This window comes from Actinoplanes sp. ATCC 53533, from assembly GCF_003947245.1.
Genome location: NZ_QHHV01000223.1, coordinates 12,259 through 30,575, shown reverse-complemented (window position 1 = coordinate 30,575; position 18,317 = coordinate 12,259). Strand labels below are relative to the sequence as shown.

Genomic DNA, 18,317 nt, shown 5'->3' with positions numbered 1-18,317 from the left:
GCGCGCCTCAGTGGGTCTTGCTGAGATCGGGCTTGCGGATGCCACGGAACTCCCAGTCGCCGCCCTGCGCGGTGGAGAGCACCTCCTCGCTCTCGGTGGGCTGGGCGCCCACGTCGGCCCGGATCGGCGTGGGCCCCTCGACGATGTGGTTGCGCAGCGTGCCGAGGCCCTCGACCTCCACCTCGACGACATCGCCGGGATAGACGGTCCGCGAGATCGCGGGCGTACCGGAGAGCAACACGTCGCCGGGGTGCAGGGTGATGGTCCGGGCGATGTCGGCGACCAGGTAGTGCATGTCCCACCGCATCTCGCTGGTGGTGCCGTCCTGGCGCACCTCGCCGTTGACGATGGTGCGGATCCGCTTGTCGCGGAAGTCCCACCCCTCGACCAGCCCGGGGCCGAGCGGGCACAGCGTGTCGGCGCCCTTGACCCGCAGCATCGAGCCGGAGTCGGTGTCCCGGAAGTCGTGCAGCCCGTAGTCGTTACCGATCGTGTAGCCCCGGATATGGTCGCCGGCCTCGGCGGGCGAGATGTTGCGGGCGGTCCGGCCGATGACGATCGCGATCTCGCCCTCGTAGTTCAACCACTTGCAGCCGGCCGGGCGCACGACCGCGGCCCCATGGGAGTTCAGCGCCGAGACCGGCTTGTGGAAGTAGGTCGGCGCGGGCGGCAGCGTCGTCATCATCTCCGCCACCCGCGAGGAGTAGTTGAGGTGGACGCAGACAATCTTGGAAGGCGTCACGGGCGGCAGATGCGTCGCATCGGCGACGGCGACCTCCCGGCCGTCATGGGCGACCAGGGTGTCACCCCGGCGAACGACATCGACGACGTTACCGTCGAGCAGGATGCGGCGCGTCTCACGCAGGGTCATGGCTGGGCCTCCTCGGCCATACCCTCATGGCCCTCGCAGTTACGGTCGCCGCCAGCCGCCGGCTCGCGACGCTCGGTGCAATCGGTCATGGCTCTTCCTCACAAAGGGGTGCGGGCTTCAGCCGGCGGCCGGCAGGTCGGGGCCCTGGGTCTGCCGGACGTAGTCGGGGTCGCCCGGCGTGCGGTGGGGGCGGGGAAAGCCGTCCCGGGGGCGGTCGAACCACAGGTGCACCTGGCCGGTGCCGATCGAGTTCTCGTACTGGCCGTACCGGCGGGCGGTCGCCGTGCAGTCGCCCTCGCCCAGCGCGCCGATCATCATCAGGTAATGGCCGAACCGCGCCTCGGGCTTGTGCCGGTAGAACTCCGGCATCGTCTCCAGCACCCGGGCGTGGTCGCCCTTGCCGAACCATTCGATACGCTCGTGGTCGGCCGCAGCCGCCGCCGACGTGAAGATGTGCTCGACCCCCGCGGCCTCGTGGTCACGCAGTTGACGCAGCGGCCAAAAGGTATGCGACATCGCGCCGGAGGCGATGAGCAGCACCTTGCGGTCCGACTCCGCGATCGCGTCGCCCAGCGCCCGGCCCAGGCGCAGGTTGTCCTCCGTGTCGGCGGTCTGGCACACACCGATGCTGATCCAGCGCTTGCCGGGCAACCCCCGGCCGAGGAACTCCCAGACGTTGGTGGTCGCGTAGAAAATCGGCAGGTGCTCGTCGTCGATCGCGGTGATCCAGGTGCTGTGCTCGGCCGCCTTGCCCGCGATGAGGTGGGCGAGCTCGGGATCGCCCAGGAAGTCGTACGGCCGGCGGCTCATCCCCCGCGGGAGCTCCTCGGAGGTGAAGAGCCCGGACCGGCACGGCTGGGCGGTGACCACGAACTCGACGGTGGTCGCCCAGTGCGAGTCGAGGACCACCACGGTGTCGTAGTCGAGCACGTCGAAGACCTCGCGGCGCAACTGCTCCAGCCCGGACACCAAGGTGCTGTCCTGACCGTGGTTGAGCTCCCGGCGGGTCTCCTCCGGCAGCACGATGGTGGGCACGTGGGCGATTAGCCCGGCCCCGACGATCTCACCCATCAGGCATCCGTCCCGTCGGTCTCGGTGGTCCTTTGCTCTGCTTCCCCATGGGAAACGGCCCGCCGCTCTGCTTCCCGATAGGAAACGGCGCCCAGCTCTGCTTCCCCATGGGAAACGGTCCAGCCGCCCGGGCTGAACACGCTGTTCTTGATGTCGCAGTAGAAGTCGAAGGAGTAGTCCCCGCCCTCGCGGCCGATGCCCGACCTGCCGTTGCCGCCGAACGGCGCCCCGAGGTCGCGGACGAAGAAGCAGTTGACCCAGACGGTGCCCGCGTTGAGCCGGGCGCTGACCCGTTCGGCGCGTCCGGGGTCGCCGGTGACCAGCGTCGCGGCCAGCCCGAAGCGGGTGCTGTTGGCCATCGCGATGCCCTCGGCCTCGGTGGCGAAGGTCTGGAACGTCAGGACCGGGCCGAACACCTCCTCGGTGAGGATCTCGCTGCCCGGCTCCGCGCCGGCCAGGATGGTCGGCGCGAAGTAGAGACCGCCGAGGGCGGCATTCGGCCCGCCGCCGAGCAGCGGTTTGGCGCCCGCGGCGACGGCCCGGTCGACGAACCCGCGGACCCGCTCGAAGTGGGCCCGGCTCACCAGCGCGCTGACGTCGGTCGCCTCGTCGCGGGGGTCGCCCTGCACCAGGGCCGAGGCCCGGTCGATGACCCGGGCCAGGAACTCCTCGGCGATGCCCTCCTGGACCAGCAGCCGGAAGGCGCCCAGGCAGACCTGGCCGGCGTTGTCGAACTGCTCGACGGCCAGCCCGACCGCGAGGTCGAGGTCGCCGTCGGCGAAGACCAGCAGCGGCGACTTGCCGCCGAGCTCGAAGGACAACGGCACGATGTTCGGGGCCGCGGCCGCGGCGATGACACCGGCGGTCGGTACGGAGCCGGTGAACGAGAGCCTGTTGATGTCCGGGTGCCGGGTCAACGCGGCGCCCGCCTCGGCGCCGGTCCCCTGCACGACGTTGAGCACGCCCGGCGGGAGGCCCGCCTCGTGGGCGATGTCGGCCAGCAGCGAGGCGGTCAGCGGGGCCCACTCCGGCGGCTTGACGACCACGGTGTCACCGGCCGCCAGCGCCGGGCCGATGCGCCAGGTCGCCAGCATCAGCGGCGCGTTCCAGGGCGTGATGACCGCGACGACGCCGGCCGGGTCGTACGTGATCCGCTCGCGGTGCCCGCGGATCTCGCGGTCGTCGTGGCGCAGGCTCTCGGCCCAGTCGGCGAAGTAGCGGAAGTTCATGCCCACGCGCGGCATCACCCCGCGCCGGTGCGACCGCAGCAGCGACCCGTTGTCCCGGGTCTCCACCCGGGCGAGATCCTCGGCCCGGGCGTCGATCCCGTCCGCGACCCGCCGGAGCACCGCCGATCGCTCGGCCACCGGCAGGGCCGCCCACGCCGGGAACGCCGCGCGGGCCGCGCGGACGGCGGCGTCCACCTCGGCCGGCCCGCCCGCGGCGATCTCGCCCAGCGGGGTCTCGTCGATCGGCGAGACGTCGGTGAACGTCGTGGCCGAGGCGACCCGTTCGCCGTTGATCCAGTGGCGGGTGTCAACCTCGACGCCCTCGACCACGATCGTGCTCATCGCCGTCACGTTCGCTGGCGCCGCTGTGATGACATTCGCCGGGCGCGGAGTTGATGATTCGCTCGCCAGCTCGCTCATGCTTGCCCTTCCCGGTGTCCGGTGGTGTGCTGCCAGCCGTCGGCCGAGCCGAGGGCCAGTGACGTGCCGCCGTCCCAGGTGACCCCGACCTGGCGGTAGTAGCCGCCGATGACCTCGTCGACCTCGAGCCGGCTCAGCTCCTCGGTCGGCGAGTCGAACAGGCGCAGGTCCGCGTCGCCACGCCACGCCGGGCCGGCCTCGACGGACGCGGCGCCCGACGAGATCAGCTCGGCGAAGGCGTCCGGGGCGCCCTTGCCGATGCCCGGGTAGACCCGGTGGTGCGCCATCGGGTGGGAGTTGACGAAGCCGTTGGTGTCCGACTCCTCGCGCAGGCTGACGACGGCCTCGGCCAGGCGCCGGTCGCCGGCGGCCAGCGTGGCGCCGAACACCCCGCCGGCCGCGATCTGCGGCGCCGCGTGGTGGAACGGATGCGGCCGGGTCTGCCACATCGATCCGAGCTTCTTCGGGTAGCCCTGGTGCAGGCCGCGGGCGATCGCGAAGTCCTTGTCGACCCAGATGTAGACGCAGCGCGAATACACCCGCCCGGCGAAGGCGCAGCGGACGACCACGAAGGCCTCCTTGTACTGCGCCCGCACCGGGTCCAGCAGTTCCGCCCGGCCGGTCGAACAGGACTGCCAGTCGGCCCAGATCAGCGCCACCGCGCCGGGATCGTCCGGTGCCGGCTCCAGCGGGGCCGGGAGCAATTCGGCGACGCGTTCGGGATTGGTGCGGAACTCCACGGTGAGCAGGTCGCCGGAGTAGGACCACGGCGGGTCCGGGATGATCGACGAACCCCCGTGCGCGGTCCGCGGATAGAAGAAGCCCTGCAACTCGGCCATGTTGTCCCTTCGGGTGAGCCGCTTCATAGGTCCAGCACCAGACGCTCGGACCTGCCTCGGGAGACGCAGATCATCATGCAGTCGTTGGCAGCGCGTTCCTCGTCGTCGAGGACCGAGTCGCGGTGGTCGACCTCCCCGTCGAGCACCTGCGTCTCGCAGGTGCCGCAGATGCCCTCGAGGCACGAGCCGAGCACGCTGACGCCGGCGCCGCGGACGGCGTCGAAGATGGACTGGTCGGCGCGCACGACCAGGGTCCGGCCGGTGCGCCGCAGCTCGACCTCGAGGGCCCGCTCCTCGTCCGGCTTGTCGACGTGCTTGGGCGAGAACCGCTCCAGGTGCAGGCTGCCCGGGGGCCAGCCCGCGCCGCACCGCTGCTCGACGGCGGCCAGCAGCGGCTCGGGCCCGCAGGTGTAGACATGGGTGCCGGGCCGCGCCTCGCCGAGGGCGGCGCCGAGGTCGATCAGGCCCACCTCGTCCGCGGGCCACAGGCGGACACGGGAGCCGAACTGTGCGAGCTCGTCGAGGAACGCCATCGAGGCCCGGGAGCGGCCGCCGTAGTGCAGTTCCCAGTCGGCACCGGCCGCCGCCAGCTCGTAGATCATCGCCAGCAGCGGGGTGATCCCGATGCCGCCCGCGACGAAGACGTAGCGGGCTGCCGCCTCGACGGGGAAGTGATTGCGAGGCCCGCGCACCCGTACCGTCGCGCCCGCGGACAGGGCGTGGACCGCCTGCGAGCCGCCGCGGCCGTGCTGCTCGCGCAGCACCGCGACGCGCCACGCGCCCGGCTGCCCGGTCCGGCCGCACAGCGAGTACTGACGGACCAGGTCCGCGCCGAGGACGAGGTCGATGTGCGCGCCGGGCGTCCACACCGGGAGCTCCGCGCCCGCCGGATGGGCCAGCGTGAGGGCCACGACGTCGCGGGCGACCGGCTGGATGTCACGCACGACGAGTTCCATCTCGGTCATTCGCACCTCCCGGCAAATGTCATTCGGATCCAAACGATAAGCGCCGCAGGGTGGCGCCGCGAGAAAGGGCCTTACCGACCGGAACCGCTATCCGCGGACCGCGACCTTGACCGGGAACTTCTTGATCCCGTTGACGAAGTTCGAGCGCACCCGGGTCACGTCGCCGGCCAGGTCGATGTCGAGCAGCCGGGGCAGCAACTCCTCGAACATCAGCCGGATCTCCATGCGGGCCAGGCCGTTGCCCATGCACAGGTGCGGGCTGCCCTTGCCGAAGGTCAGGTGATCTACGTTGGCCCGCGTCACGTCGATCGAGTACGGGTCGGCGAACCGCGACTCGTCCCGGTTGCCCGAGGCGAACCACATGACCACCTTGTCGCCCTCGCGGATGGTCTTGCCGTGCATCTCCACGTCGCGGGTGGCCGTGCGCCGGAAGTGGTAGACCGGCGAGGCCCACCGCAGCAACTCCTCCAGCCCCGTACCGATCAGGGCCGGGTCGGAGCGCAGGGCCCGCAGCTGATCGGGCTGCCGCAGCAGGCCGAGCATCGCGTTGCTGATCGCGTGCCGGGTGGTCTCGTTGCCGGCGACCACCAGCAGCAGGAAGTAGTTGTCGAAGTCCCGGTCGCTCAGCGGGATGCCGTCCGCGGGCATCTTGTTCGCCAGCAGGCTGACCAGATCCTTGCCGTCACCGCCGCGGCGCCGGTCCCGCAGGGCCCGCCCGTAGTCGAAGACGTCCTGGGTCGTCGGCGACCGGAAGGGCAGGTGCTTGTACTTCTCACTCTCCGGCGAGTCCAGCCGGTGCCGGGTGTAGTCGGGGTCGGTGTTGCCGACCATCTCGTTGCCCCAGGCGATCAGCTGCCCGGTGTCGCTCATCGGCACGTCGAGCAGCCGCGCCAGCACCTGGATCGGGAAGTCGGCGCTGATCTTGGAGACGAAGTCGAACTCCGGCTCCCGCAGCGCCTCGTCGACCGTCCGCCGGGTGAGCTCCCGCAGGATCCCCTCGTAGTTCTTCATCAGGTTTCGCGGGCTGAACTCGCGGGCGACGAGCTGGCGCATGGCGAGGTGGCGCTGGCCGTCGGTCTCCAGGATCGACCGGCGGATGTCCATGAGGTCGTCGTCGACCTCCTCGAGGTTGACGAACTTCTCCGAGGTGAAGGTCTCGCTGTCCTTGTCCACCGCCCAGATGTCCGCGTAGCGGGTCACCGACCAGAATCCGCTGTTCGGCGCCGGTTCCGGGTTCCAGTGCAGCGGGTCCTCGCGCCGGAGCGTGTCGAACTGCGCCCACGCCCGGTTGTCGCGGAACCGGTCAAGGTCGGACAGGTCGACGTCCTTCAACTCGACACGATCCTGATCGGTCATCACGCTCTCCATCCGCGAGGATCCGCATGTCATTCGCATCCAAACGATATAGCTCGGGAGCACCCCTGACAAGGCAACTGAGCGAGCCAACCGGTCAGGGATGCCGATCGTCGGCGCGTTCTGCCGCGACCCAGGCGGCCACCTGGCCCCGGCCGGCGCAGCCGAGCTTGGTCAGGATGTGCTCGACGTGGCTCTCCGCCGTTCGCTGGGAGATGACGAGGGCGGCGGCGATCTCCTTGTTGGAAAGGCCCTCGGCGATCAGGCCGGCGACCTGGCGCTCGCGACGGGTCAGCGGGGTCAGCGCGTCGTCGGGCGCCGGCGGCGCCGGCCGACGCTGCTCATGGAGCGCATGGCCGATCGCGTCGTCGTACGACAGGGCCTGGCCCCGGGCGAAGGCGTCGGTGAACGCCGCGTCGCCGAGGCCGGCCCGGGTCGCCCGTTCGCAGGCCCGCTGATCGTCGATCAGGTGACCGAAGGCGGTAGCGACCAGGCCGATCTCGGTCCACAGCGCCTCGGCGGCACCCAGCAGCGTGGCGGCGCGACGGTACTGCCGCCGGCCGGCGACCGCCCACGCCATCGTCTCGAGACACCGGGCGGTGCCGTACCGGTCGCTGTATTCCGGGGTCTGCTTGAGCCGCAGGCTCTCCTCCAGCAGCGCGACGGTTCGGTCGAGCTCTCCCCGCCGCCACGCCGACAGCGCCTGCGCCCACAGCGCGTAGGACCGGAAGCGGTGCTCGCCCCGGGGTTCGAGAATCGCCAGCGCCTCGCGGAGACAGCCCTCGGCCCGGTCGTGGTCGCCGATCAGCGCGGTGGCGATGCCCAGCGCGATCAGCAGGCCGAGCCGCAGGTCGAGCTCCACCCCCGGCTCGACTCCCGGCTCGACTCCCGGCTCGTGCCGCCGCGGCGTGGACAGGATGTCCGCCACCGAGTCCAGGTCCTCGATCACGGCGGGCAGCTCGCCTCGGTACAGCCGGAACTGCGCCCGCGTGTACGTGGCCAAGGCGATTTCGAGCGTGGCGCCCAGGCTCCGGGCCAGCCTCTCCCCCTCGTCCAGCAGCGGCATCCCGGCCTCGGCCTGGTTCTGGGTGATCGCCAGCTGGCCGCTGAGCAGCAGTGCCCGCGCCCGCAGGGCGGTCGGCGCGGTGGCCTGCGCGAGGGCCAGGTCCAGCCAGCGACGGCCCTCGCTGAACAGCCCGGTCGTCCACCAGTACAACCCCGGCAGGGTCACCGCGATGCGCAGGACGACCTCGGGCCGTCCGGGCTCGGCCACGCAGTGCTCGACGGCGGCGCGCAGATCGGGATGTGCGCGGGACAGCCGGGCCAGCCAGTACGCCTGCCGTTCGCTGACCCAGTCCGCGCCGGCCCGCGCCGCGAGTCGCTCGAACCAGTCGGCGTGCCGCCGGCGCACCGGCGCCAGTTCGCCGGCCTCGACCAGCTTGTCGTGGCCGAAGGCGCGGACGGTGTCCAGCATCCGGTACCGCGCGTGCTCGTCGTGGCTGTCGTCGCGACAGATGACGGACTTGTCGACCAGTCCCGCCATCAGCTCCAGCAGGTCCCCGGCGGGCAGGACCTCGTCGGCGCAGACGCCCTCGACGGCGTCCAGCTCGATCCCGCCGGCGAACGCCGACAGCCGCCGCCACAGCACCCGCTCCGGCTTGCTGCACAGCTCGAACGACCAGTCCATGCAGGCCCGCAGGGTCCGCTGCCGCTCCGGACCGGCGCGGATGCCCTGACTGAGCAGGGCGAACCGGTCGGCGAGCCGGTCGAGGATCTGCTGCGGCGCCAGCACCCGGACCCAGGCCGCGGCCAGCTCGATCGCCAGCGGCAGCCCGTCCAGCCGGTGGCAGATCTCGGCCACCGCGGTCCGGTTGTCGGCGGTGAGCGCGAAGCCGTGCTCCGCGGCCTGGGCCCGCGCGATGAACAGCGTCACCGCCTCGTAGCGGCCCACCCCGGCGAGGTTCCACCGGTCGTCCGGGCGGGGCGCCGGCAGCGGCGGCACCACGAAGTTCACCTCACCGGCGACAGCCAGCGGTTCGCGGCTGGTGGCGACGATGCGGAGCGCGGGACAGGCCCGGAGCAGCTCCTCGACCAGGACCGCGCAGGCCGGCAGCAGGTGCTCGCAGTTGTCCAGCACCAGCAGCGCCCGCCGGTCGGCGAGGTGCTCGGTCAACTGCCGCATCGAGGGCACGCCACCCCGGTCCTGCAGCCCGAGCGAGCCCGCCACCAGGTAGGCGAGCGTCCCCGGGTCCTGGACCTCCTGGGCGAGCAGCCCCGGGTCCCGCAGCCTGGTCAGATCGACGAACCAGACCCCATCCGGGTACGCCCGCCGCAGGTCGGCGGCCGTCCGCAGCGCCAGCCGGGTCTTGCCCGTCCCCCCGACACCGTGCAGCGTGACCAGCCGGGCAGCCCCGAGCAGCCGCTTGATCCCACCCAGCTCCCGTCGGCGGCCGACAAAGCTGGTCAACTCCGCCGGAAGGTTCCCGAGAGCGACCCGACGAACCATCGGCACAACGCCTACCCCTCGCGGCCGTCACCGGCCGCTCGGCTTCATCTCACTCCGGCCCACCCACCGCGTCAACACGCCGGCTCCGAGTTCAGCCACACGGGTCCACCCGGCCGAGCGGTCCGACTTCCCGGCCGTTCGCCCGGGACGGCCCGTCGCGGCGGGCGCTCTTCGGCCGGGGACGACCGGACTTGAGGGCTTGTGAAAACCTCCACTCTTTAGCGACAAATGCCACGTACCGCCTTCAGGATCGACTAGCTGACCCCCCCAGCGAACACGCCCCGAAGGAGCGTCGTAGAGATGCCTGTGACCCCCCGAACCAAGAAATTGACCGGATTCTGCACGGCGACACTCGCGTCGCTCCTCACCGTTCAGCTGGTGGCCACCAGCGCGGCGCCCCTGCTCGCCGCGGCCGGCCCCAGGGGCCTGCCCGCGGGCGGCTGGTCCGGCATGTGGCTGTCGGGCGAGAGCAGCCAGACCCCGTCCACCACCCCGACCACGCTCCAGCAGATCCGTACCATCATCGGCGCCGACACCGGCACGGCCGCGACGCTGACCGGCAAGGGCGTGGGTATCGCCCTGATCGACACCGGCGTCGCGCCGGTGGCCGGCCTGCCCGCGGCCCAGATCGTCAACGGCCCGGACCTGTCGTTCGAGTCGCAGAGCGCGAGCCTGCGATACCTCGACACCTACGGCCACGGCACCCACATGGCCGGCATCATGGTCGGCAACGACACCGCCACCGGCACCCGCGGGCTCGCCCCGCAGGCGAAGATCACCTCGGTCAAGGTGGGCACGGCCAACGGCGCGGTCGACGTGACCCAGGTGATCGCCGCGATCGACTGGGTGGTGAAGAACCGCAACCACGACCCCGCCAACCCGATCCGGGTGATCAACCTGTCGTACGGCACCGGCGGCAGCCCGACCACCTGGAACGACCCGATGGCGCTGGCGGTCGAGCTGGCGTGGAAGGCCGGCATCGTGGTCGTCGCGGCGGCCGGCAACCAGGGCAACAGCTTTCCGAGGATGACCCATCCGGCGATGGACCTGTGGCTGATCGCGGTCGGCGCCACCGCCACCAAGGGCACCACGGCCACGACCGACGACGAGCTGTCCCAGTTCACCAACATCCCGCAGCAGGACAAGCCGATCGACCTGCTGGCGCCCGGGACCTCGATTCCCTCGCTGCGGGTGCCCGGTTCGAACATCGACAACACCTTCCCGGCCGCGCGTACCGGTGACACGCTGTTCCGCGGCAGCGGCACGTCGCAGGCCGCGGCCGTCACCTCCGCGGCGGCCGCACTGCTCCTGCAGGCGAAACCGAGCCTGACCCCCGACCAGGTCAAGGATCTGCTGAAGCAGGGCACGTTCCTGCAGGTCGGCAAGGCCGCCGGGATGGGGCTGCGGGAGATCAACGTCAACAGGGCGCTGGCGTTGACCCCGACGCTGGTCCGGCAGAGCTGGATGCTCTCGACCAGCACGGGCACCATCGAGGCGACCCGCGGGACGAGTCACGTGGTGGCCAACGATGTCACGCTGAGCGGCGAGAAGGGCCTCTTCGGCCCGTTCTCCGGCACCGCCTGGGCGGCGAAGGCGGTCACGCAGACCTCGTGGAGCGGCGGCAAGTGGATGGGCTACCAGATGGCCGGCGACGGCTGGACCGGGACGTCCTTCAGCGCCAAGACCTGGGGCGCGGCCACCTGGCCCGGCAAGCCGTGGGGCGGCACCGGCTCGTGGACCGACCCGGCGTGGAGCGGCCGGCAGTGGGAGGGCCGGTTCTGGGCGGCCGGCACGTGGACCGGGCGTTTCTGGGCGAGCGACGACTGGTCCGGCTCCAGCTGGGAGTGATTACGGCAAGTCCGGACATATATCCGTAAAGTATCCGTTAGATCGTACCTGCGGTAGGGAGGTATCGCGATGACCGCGCAGACGCCGATCGACCCGGTCACCGGCGTGCTCCCCCGTGCCGCGATGACGCGCCGCCTGGACGAGGAACTCGGCCGGGCGGCGCGAACCACCGGCAGGATGTCGGTCTTCCTGTTCGACGTCGACTTCTTCAAGACGGTCAACGACGTCTACGGCCACCTCCGCGGCGATCTGGTCCTGCGCCAGCTCTGCGAGGTGGTGACCGCCGCGGTGCGGGAGACCGACGTCCTGTTCCGCTACGGCGGTGACGAGTTCGTCGTGCTGCTGCCGGACACCGCCCGGGCGGACGCGGTCCGGCTCGCGGTGCGGGTCATCGAAGAGGTACGGAACGCGCAGTTCTCCGGCGAGCCCGTCCTGCACCTGTCGGTCAGCCTCGGCGTCGCCTCGTATCCCGAGGACGGCGCCGACCAGGCCACCTTGCTGGCCTGCGCCGACCGCCGCAACTACCTGGCCAAGCATCGCGGGCGCGGCACGGCCGTCGCGGACGACGTCGACACCGTCGCGGACGTGGACGCGGGATCCTCCCGCCTGTGGGAGCGGGACACGGCGGTGGCCGCGACCCACGACTTCCTCACCCGGGTGCAGACCACCGGGCGGGGTGCGCTGCGGCTCACCGGTCAGCCCGGCGCCGGCTACACCCGGTTTCTGACCGAAGTGGACCGGCTGGCGGGCATGCGCGGCTTCGTGGTCCACTCCATCGGGCCGGGTTCGGACCCGCCGCCGGTGCGGCCGGGCATCCGGTTGCTGCTGCTGGCCGACTGCGACGCCGCCCCGCGCGTCGCCGAGGTGGCCGCCGCCGCCGGCGCCGCGGAGGTCCTGGCCGTGGTGTACGCGGCCGCCGCCGGGGCATCGGCGCCGCCGCCGGACATACCGGAACTCGCGGCGGTCGAGCTCAGCCCGTGGTCGCCGGCCACGCTGCGGATCTGGCTCCGGTCGGCGCTGCGGGGCGAGCCCAGCCGCACCCTGGTGAGCTGGATCGCGCGGCAGAGCGGCGGCCTGCCCGCGACGGCGGCCGCCGAGCTCGACCGGCTCCGGCAACGGCAGGGCGTGGTGCCGGTCGGCACCGGCGGCTGGACCATCGATCCCGCGGTGCTGCGCCGCTCCCGCCGGCAGGTGCGCCTGCCGGCGGCGATGACCCGGTTGATCGGCCGGGAACGGGAACTGCGCCAGATCGCCGGCCTGGTCCGCGAGAACCGGCTGGTCACCCTGGTCGGCTCCGGCGGCATCGGCAAGACCCGGCTGTCGCTGGCGGCGGCCGCGGCGGTGGCCGACCAGTTCGACGACGGCGTGGCCTTCGTGCCGCTGGACACCTGCACCGACGAGGACCTGGTGATCGCGGCGATCGCCCTCGCCCTGCGGGTCGACGAGGTGCCCGGCGAGGACCTGCTCGAGACCCTGCTCGGCCACCTCGCCGAGGCGAGCGTCCTGCTCCTGCTGGACAACTTCGAGCAGGCACTCAGCGCGGCACCATTGATCGGCGAGATGCTGTCGGCCGTCGCCACCCTGCAGGTGCTGATCACCAGCCGGGAGCCCTCGACCTGTACGGCGAACAGGTCTACCCGGTGCCCCCGTTGCCGCTCCCGGACATGTCCGCCCTGCCGCCGGGGGACGCCGGTGTGCTGCAGGCGCGGACTGATTCGCCGGCGGTGGCTCTGTTCGAGCAACGGGCGAGGAACGCCGCGGTCGACTTCGTGCTGTCCGCCGCGACGCTGCCCGTGGTCGTGGCCCTGTGCCGGCGGCTCGACGGGCTGCCGCTGGCGATCGAGCTGGCCGCGGCGCAGATCGACCGGATGGACCCGGCCGCGCTGCTGGAACACCTCGACCGGCACCTGAGCACGCTCGGAGCCGGACCGAGCAACCGCCCGGAGCGCCAGCAGACCCTGCGCGGCGCACTGGAGTGGAGCTACGCCCTGCTCGACGGCGAGCAGCAGCGGGACTTCGCCGCCCTGTCGGTGTTCCAAGGCGGCTGCACCGCCGAGGCCGCCGCCGCGGTCGCCGAACTGACCGGGCATCCGTCCCGGCCGGCCGGGACGCCGCCGGAGCAGGAGGACTGGCTGGAGAACGCCACCCGCCGGCTCGACCTCCTGGTCCGCAAGAGCCTGCTCGCCCTCGACGTCCAGGAGGACGGCGAGCGCCGCTACCGGATGCTGGAGACGATCCGGGCATACGCCACCACCATGCTGACGTCGCGGCATGCCGCCGACACCGTGCACCGGCGGCATGCCGCCTACTACGCCGGGCTGGCCGAGCGGGCCGCGACCGGCCTGGAGTCACCCGACCAGGTGCGCTGGGTGGAACGGCTGGAGCGCGACTACCCGAACCTGCGGTCGGCGGTGTCCTGGGCCCTGGACGCGACCGATGTCGCCGGCGCCCGCCAGATCTGCCTCGGCCTGTGGCGGTACTGGCGCCGGGGCAGCCATCTCGCCGAGGGCCGGGACTGGCTGGACCGCGTGCTGGCCATGGGCGACCGGATGACCGCCACCGAGCGTGCCCGCCTGCTCTATCCGGCCGCGGTGCTGGCCGCGACGCAGGACGACCACGAGACCGCGACCCGCCTCGGCTGGCAGGGGCTCCGGCTGGCCGAGTCCGCCGACGACCTGCCCGCCGTCGCCCAGGCACGCAACGTGCTGGGCGCCGCCGCGCTCGCCGCCGGCCGTTACGACGACGCCGCCGAGCACTTCCGGCAGAGCCTGGCCATCTGCCGCAAGACCGGCGAGACCCGCGGAACGACGATCGCGATGGGCAACCTGGCCAAGCTGTCGCTGCGGATCGGAGCGATCGATCAGGCCGGCGAGTACATCGAACAATGCCTGGCCCTGGAGCGGGCGGCCGGCAACAGCGGCGGCATCCTGCTCGGCCTGGAGTGCCAGGGCGACATCCTGCTGGCGCAGGGCCGGCTGGCCGAGGCCCGCCGCGTGCTCGCCGAGAGCCTCTCCCTCGGCCGCGATCTCGGTGACCTGTTCGGTGAGGCGATGGCCCTGCACCAGCTCGGGTCGGTGGCCGCGGCGGAGGACGACCGGCCGGAGGCGCTGGGGCACTACCGCGCGGCCATCCGGCTCCGCTACGAGGTCGAGGACCGCGAAGGCCTGGCGGTATCGCTGGAGTGCGTGGCCGGCCTGATCGTCGACGGCGAGCCCGAACTCGCCGTCCGGCTCCTCGCCGCGGCCGACGTGCTGCGCGAGCGCCACCGGCTGCCGGTGCCGCCGGAGCAGCAGCCGAGGCGGGACAGCGTAGGACGGCGCGCCCGCATCCGGCTCGGCGACCTGACCTTCACCGCGGCCGGCCAGGCCGGCCGCGCCGCGCCGCTGGAGCTGGTCCTCGACCAGCTGCACGATCTGCCCGACCGCTGACCGCTGACCGCCGGCCCCGGCCCCCGGCCGCTGACCGCTGACCGCCGGGCGAGCGGCCCGGCCAGGGCGTGGCTACCCGCGGTGGCGCGCGGCGCGGAGCCAGGGCGTGGCTACCCGCCGTGGTGCGGGGCGGACAGCCAGGGCGTAGCTACCCGCCGTGGTGCGGGGCGCGGAGCCAGGGCGTGGCTACCCGCTCTGGTGCGCGGCGGAGCCCAGGCGGCGTTCCTCGCGCGACGCCCGCGCCGACAGCAGGTGCGCGTCGCAGAGGTCGAACAGCGCGCGGGCCATGACGAGCGCCCGCCGGGCCTGCTCCGGCTCACCGCCGGCCGCCAGGGCGAGACCGGCGGCCAGCTGAGCGCGCCCGCTGGAGATGCGGTCGCCGCCGACGGTGAACAGCCGCCCGGCGGTCAGCGCGTGGGCGGCGGCCGTACGGGGGTCGGCCGCCCGCAGCGCATGCGCCCGGGCCAGCTCGGCGAAGCCCTCGCGCCGCGGCGTGCCCCAGGACTGTGCCTCGGCGTGTGCCCGGTCGGCCCACCCCGTCGCCGCCCCGTGGTCCCCCGCCGCGGCCGCCGCCCCGGCGAGGGTCTCGAACCACGTGCTGCGTACCAGGGGTGTCGTCACGTAGCGCTCCGGGCCGCCGGCCAACAGGTCGCCGCAGGCGGCCGCGTCGCCGGCCAGCAGATGGGCCGAGGCCAGGGCCGGCATCGCCGCGCCGGAGAAGTAGTCCGGTCGCTCGCCGATCAGCCGCAGCGCCTCCTTGCCCGATCCGAGCGCGCCCTCGAGATCGCCCCGCAGGGCGGCGGTCTGGCTCCGCAGGGCCAGCGCCGCGCAGAGCGGTCCGTCGGTGCCGGCCAGCACGGCCGCGTCCCGGCCGTCCTCCAGCGCGCGGGTCGCCCCGCCGAGGTCGCCGATCAGCACCAGCGTGTTGGCCCGGAGCACGTGCACGCCGCCGATCACATAGGTCTGCCCGGTCTTGCGGGCCACCTCCAGGGCCCGGTCGAGGTGCCGCAGGGCGTCGCTCATCCGCTCGTGCGCGGTCTCGGCCGCGGGGAGCCAGACCGCGATGGGCAGGCTGGCCGCGAGCTCGGCGTCCGGCATCGCGTCCACCAGACTCGCCGCCTCGTCGAGGCAGTCGCCGGTGTGCTCGCCGAGGTCACCCGAGGCCTGGTCGGCCAGCACGCATTCCACCAGGGCACACGTCATCAGGCCGCGGTCGCCGAGCCGCCGGGCGGCCCGCAGCGCCCGGCGGGGCCACTCCCGGCCGTCGCCGGCCAGGCCGCCCTGGATCCGGCCGGACGCCACCCCCAGCATCATCCGGACCGCGGCGCGGCCCTCGCGATCGGCGAGCTTCGCCAATTCGGTACGCAGCAGGGCGTTCGCCTCCCGGTGCCGCCGCAACTGGCGTTCGGTCCCGGCGCAGTTGATCACCACCTCGGCCCGCATGCCGGCGGCCTCGGCGGGCACCAGGCGCAGCAGGTCGTGGAGCGCGTCCCGGCTCTGCACGAGCCGGCCGCCGAGGCTCAGCGCCTGTGCCCGCATGGTGAGCAGCTCAAGCCGGGCGGGCATGGCGGCGACGTCATCGGGAATGATCCGCAGGGCCGCGCCGAGCCAGTGCGCGGCCGCTGCCGGGCTGCTGTGCAGCGCGGCGGCGGCCGCCTCGCGCAGAATGCCCACGGCGTGCCGGTCGCCGCGGCGCTCGGACCGTTCCACGTGGGGTGCCTGCTCGATCGCGGGAGCGCCCTGCTGGCGGAGCACAGCCGCCGCGCGGTCGTGGGCGGCGACGCGCCACCCGGCGCCCGCGGCATCGTAGGTGACCCGGCGCAGGAGGGGATGCCGGAACTGGAAGCGGCCGGTGCGCGGCACGGGACGCAGCAGGTCCCTCGCGACGAGGCCGTCCAGCGCGCCGAGCACCTCGGCGACCGGCAGATCCGCCGTGCCGGCGATGATGCCGGGCTCGGTCAGGTCACCGGCGACGGCCGCCGCCCAGGCCACCTGGGTCTCGACCGGCGTGAGCGCGTCGAGCTCGGCGGCCAGCGCGGACAGCACCGCCGGCGGCAGGGCATCGTCGTCGGCGCCCGGGCCGGCGCTGTCGCTCGCCGGGTCCGCCCTGGCCAGCGCCTGGAGATAGAACGGGTTGCCGGTGCTGAGGTCGTACAGCCGGCGGCGCCGCGCCCGGTCCAGGCGCACCGGCAGCAGGCCGTCCGCCTCGGCGAAGGTGAGCGGCCCCAGCTCCAGGACCTCCGCCACGCCGTCCTGGCTCGCCCGGCCGAGGGCCTGCCGGAAGGCTCCGGACACCTGGCGCGGGCGGTAGGCGACGGCCACCAGCACGGGCCCGCGCGGCGGATGGCGCAGCAGGTGGTCCAGCCACTCGACCGAGCCGTGGTCGGCCCAGTGCACGTCGTCGAGGATGAACACCAGCCCGGCCGGCTGGGCGAGCGCCTCCAGCACCCCGCGCAGCGCCCGGTGCAGCCGGTACCGCTCCGCCGTGAGCACCCGCCGCGACGCCTCGTCGGCGGCCGGGCCGGCCAGCGTCGGCAGCACCTCGCGCACCAGCCGGAGGTCCTCGGTGGACAATTCCGCGAAGCTCGCCGGCTGCGCCTCGGCGAGATGATCACCGAGGGCGTTGCGCACCGGCGCGAACGGCACCTCCTGCTCGAACTCCGCCGTCCGGCCCCAGAGCACGAGCCGCCCGTCGCGCTCCGCCCGCCGCGCCAGCTCGCCCAGCAGCCTCGTCTTGCCGATCCCCGGATCGCCGGTCACCAGCACCACCGGCGGCACCCCGGCGCCCAGGCCCGCCAGCAACCGGTCGAGCGCCGCCACCTGGCCGGCACGCCCGGCCAGCGGCGGGCCCGAGCCGGGGAGCTGGGCCCGGTTCGGCGTCGGGCGCGGCGGCGGCACAACCGAGACCGGTACGGGCACAGCCGGCGGAACCAGCGCCGGGTCCTGCCGGAGCACGGCCTCCTCCAGGCTGCGCAGCGCGGGCCCCGGATCGATGCCCAGCTCGGTCACGAGCCGGGCGCGGATGTCCCGCAGCACGGCGAGCGCCTCGGCCTGCCGTCCCGCCCGGTAGAGCGCGAGCACCAACTGCGCCTGAACCTGCTCGTCGAAGGGACGCTGGGCGGCCACCTGGCCGAGCTCCGGCAGGACCGCGGTGTGCTCCCCCAGCGTGAGCCGCGCGTCGATCAACGCCCGGCGCGTCTCCGACTCGAGCGTGGCCAGCCGGTCCGCCTGCCCGGCCAGCCACGGCACCTGGGCGACGTCGAGCAGCGGGCGCCCGCGCCACATCCCCAGCGCTTCCCCCAGCAGGGCCGCCCGGCGACGTGGGTCGGGTGCTTCCCGCCCGGCCCGGATGAGCCGTTCGGCGACGACCACGTCGGTCGGCTCGTCCGGCAGGTTCAACCGATAGCCCGGCGGGCTGGCGAGGACGGCCGAGGCCACGCCGAACAGGCGGCGCAGGTACGACATGTGGCTCTGCACCGTGTTCAGGCCTGTTCGGCCGGCTTTGTCGGGCCAGACCATGTCGATCAGCCGCTCGGTGCCGACGATCTCGCCGGCGTGCAACGCGAGGACCGCCAGCAGCGCTTTGCGCCGGAATCCCGCCACCACCACCGGCCGGCCGTCGGCCACCAGGTCAATAGGCCCGAGGAGCCGAACCCGCACAAATCCTCCCGATGCCCATGAAACTCGCGGCGTGCTGCTCCATGATGGAGCACAACTGCCGTTGAGCGACAGGCCGATGGGCGAATCAATGGTGTCGTATCGAGGCGCAGCCGTTCGTAGAACTAGT

The 18,317-nt window shown here is 73.1% G+C and carries 11 protein-coding genes; 3 read left to right on the top strand and 8 right to left on the bottom strand.

The features are described 5' to 3' along the window. Positions 1 to 7: 7 nt before the first annotated feature. The 7 genes from DMB66_RS49740 to DMB66_RS65690 all read right to left on the bottom strand — a co-directional run bounded on the left by DMB66_RS49740 (position 8) and on the right by DMB66_RS65690 (position 9,215). Positions 8 to 871: a fumarylacetoacetate hydrolase family protein gene (locus DMB66_RS49740; RefSeq protein WP_199753097.1), complete on the bottom strand. Its 864-nt coding sequence runs from the start codon at positions 869 to 871 to the stop codon at positions 8 to 10. Positions 872 to 988: 117 nt separating this feature from the next. Beyond that, positions 989 to 1,942, bottom strand: coding sequence for a catechol 1,2-dioxygenase (locus tag DMB66_RS49735; RefSeq protein ID WP_125811110.1), 954 nt, complete (start codon positions 1,940 to 1,942; stop codon positions 989 to 991). Beyond that, positions 1,942 to 3,513, bottom strand: coding sequence for an aldehyde dehydrogenase (locus DMB66_RS49730; RefSeq protein WP_125811109.1), 1,572 nt, complete (start codon positions 3,511 to 3,513; stop codon positions 1,942 to 1,944). The genes DMB66_RS49735 and DMB66_RS49730 overlap by 1 nt, the downstream gene beginning before the upstream one ends. A 74-nt stretch (positions 3,514 to 3,587) precedes the next feature. Further along, positions 3,588 to 4,457: an acetoacetate decarboxylase family protein gene (locus DMB66_RS49725; RefSeq protein ID WP_233625397.1), complete on the bottom strand. Its 870-nt coding sequence runs from the start codon at positions 4,455 to 4,457 to the stop codon at positions 3,588 to 3,590. Continuing rightward, positions 4,454 to 5,395, bottom strand: coding sequence for a PDR/VanB family oxidoreductase (locus DMB66_RS49720; RefSeq protein WP_125811108.1), 942 nt, complete (start codon positions 5,393 to 5,395; stop codon positions 4,454 to 4,456). The genes DMB66_RS49725 and DMB66_RS49720 overlap by 4 nt, the downstream gene beginning before the upstream one ends. Before the next feature lie 87 nt (positions 5,396 to 5,482). Further along, positions 5,483 to 6,751, bottom strand: coding sequence for a cytochrome P450 (locus DMB66_RS49715; protein WP_199753096.1), 1,269 nt, complete (start codon positions 6,749 to 6,751; stop codon positions 5,483 to 5,485). A gap of 94 nt (positions 6,752 to 6,845) precedes the next feature. Then, entirely contained in the window at positions 6,846 to 9,215 is a 2,370-nt protein-coding gene (locus DMB66_RS65690) for a LuxR C-terminal-related transcriptional regulator (RefSeq protein WP_125811106.1), read from the bottom strand. A 339-nt stretch (positions 9,216 to 9,554) separates the two neighbouring features. Between DMB66_RS65690 and DMB66_RS49705 the strand changes: the two genes are divergently transcribed. The 3 genes from DMB66_RS49705 to DMB66_RS66305 all read left to right on the top strand — a co-directional run bounded on the left by DMB66_RS49705 (position 9,555) and on the right by DMB66_RS66305 (position 14,530). Beyond that, complete coding sequence (locus DMB66_RS49705) at positions 9,555 to 11,102, top strand: S8 family serine peptidase (protein ID WP_125811105.1); 1,548 nt, start codon at positions 9,555 to 9,557, stop codon at positions 11,100 to 11,102. 69 nt (positions 11,103 to 11,171) lie between these two features. Next, positions 11,172 to 13,013, top strand: coding sequence for a diguanylate cyclase (locus DMB66_RS49700; RefSeq protein WP_125811104.1), 1,842 nt, complete (start codon positions 11,172 to 11,174; stop codon positions 13,011 to 13,013). Continuing rightward, on the top strand, positions 12,971 to 14,530 hold the full coding sequence (locus DMB66_RS66305; protein WP_370320835.1) for a tetratricopeptide repeat protein: 1,560 nt from the start codon (positions 12,971 to 12,973) through the stop codon (positions 14,528 to 14,530). The genes DMB66_RS49700 and DMB66_RS66305 overlap by 43 nt, the downstream gene beginning before the upstream one ends. Before the next feature lie 186 nt (positions 14,531 to 14,716). On the opposite strand, the gene DMB66_RS49690 is transcribed toward DMB66_RS66305, so the two are convergent. Continuing rightward, positions 14,717 to 18,190, bottom strand: coding sequence for a BTAD domain-containing putative transcriptional regulator (locus DMB66_RS49690; protein ID WP_158647618.1), 3,474 nt, complete (start codon positions 18,188 to 18,190; stop codon positions 14,717 to 14,719). Positions 18,191 to 18,317 lie beyond the last annotated feature (127 nt).

Excerpts from the sequence above, each read along its gene's own strand:
- DMB66_RS66305 (WP_370320835.1), top strand. The coding sequence starts at position 12,971 with ATGGACCCGGCCGCGCTGCTGGAACACCTCGACCGGCACCTGAGCACG.
- DMB66_RS49700 (WP_125811104.1), top strand. The coding sequence starts at position 11,172 with ATGACCGCGCAGACGCCGATCGACCCGGTCACCGGCGTGCTCCCCCGT.
- DMB66_RS49705 (WP_125811105.1), top strand. The coding sequence starts at position 9,555 with ATGCCTGTGACCCCCCGAACCAAGAAATTGACCGGATTCTGCACGGCG.
- DMB66_RS49720 (WP_125811108.1), bottom strand. The coding sequence starts at position 5,395 with ATGACCGAGATGGAACTCGTCGTGCGTGACATCCAGCCGGTCGCCCGC.
- DMB66_RS49730 (WP_125811109.1), bottom strand. The coding sequence starts at position 3,513 with ATGAGCACGATCGTGGTCGAGGGCGTCGAGGTTGACACCCGCCACTGG.
- DMB66_RS49740 (WP_199753097.1), bottom strand. The coding sequence starts at position 871 with ATGACCCTGCGTGAGACGCGCCGCATCCTGCTCGACGGTAACGTCGTC.
- DMB66_RS49735 (WP_125811110.1), bottom strand. The coding sequence starts at position 1,942 with ATGGGTGAGATCGTCGGGGCCGGGCTAATCGCCCACGTGCCCACCATC.
- DMB66_RS49715 (WP_199753096.1), bottom strand. The coding sequence starts at position 6,751 with ATGACCGATCAGGATCGTGTCGAGTTGAAGGACGTCGACCTGTCCGAC.
- DMB66_RS49725 (WP_233625397.1), bottom strand. The coding sequence starts at position 4,457 with ATGAAGCGGCTCACCCGAAGGGACAACATGGCCGAGTTGCAGGGCTTC.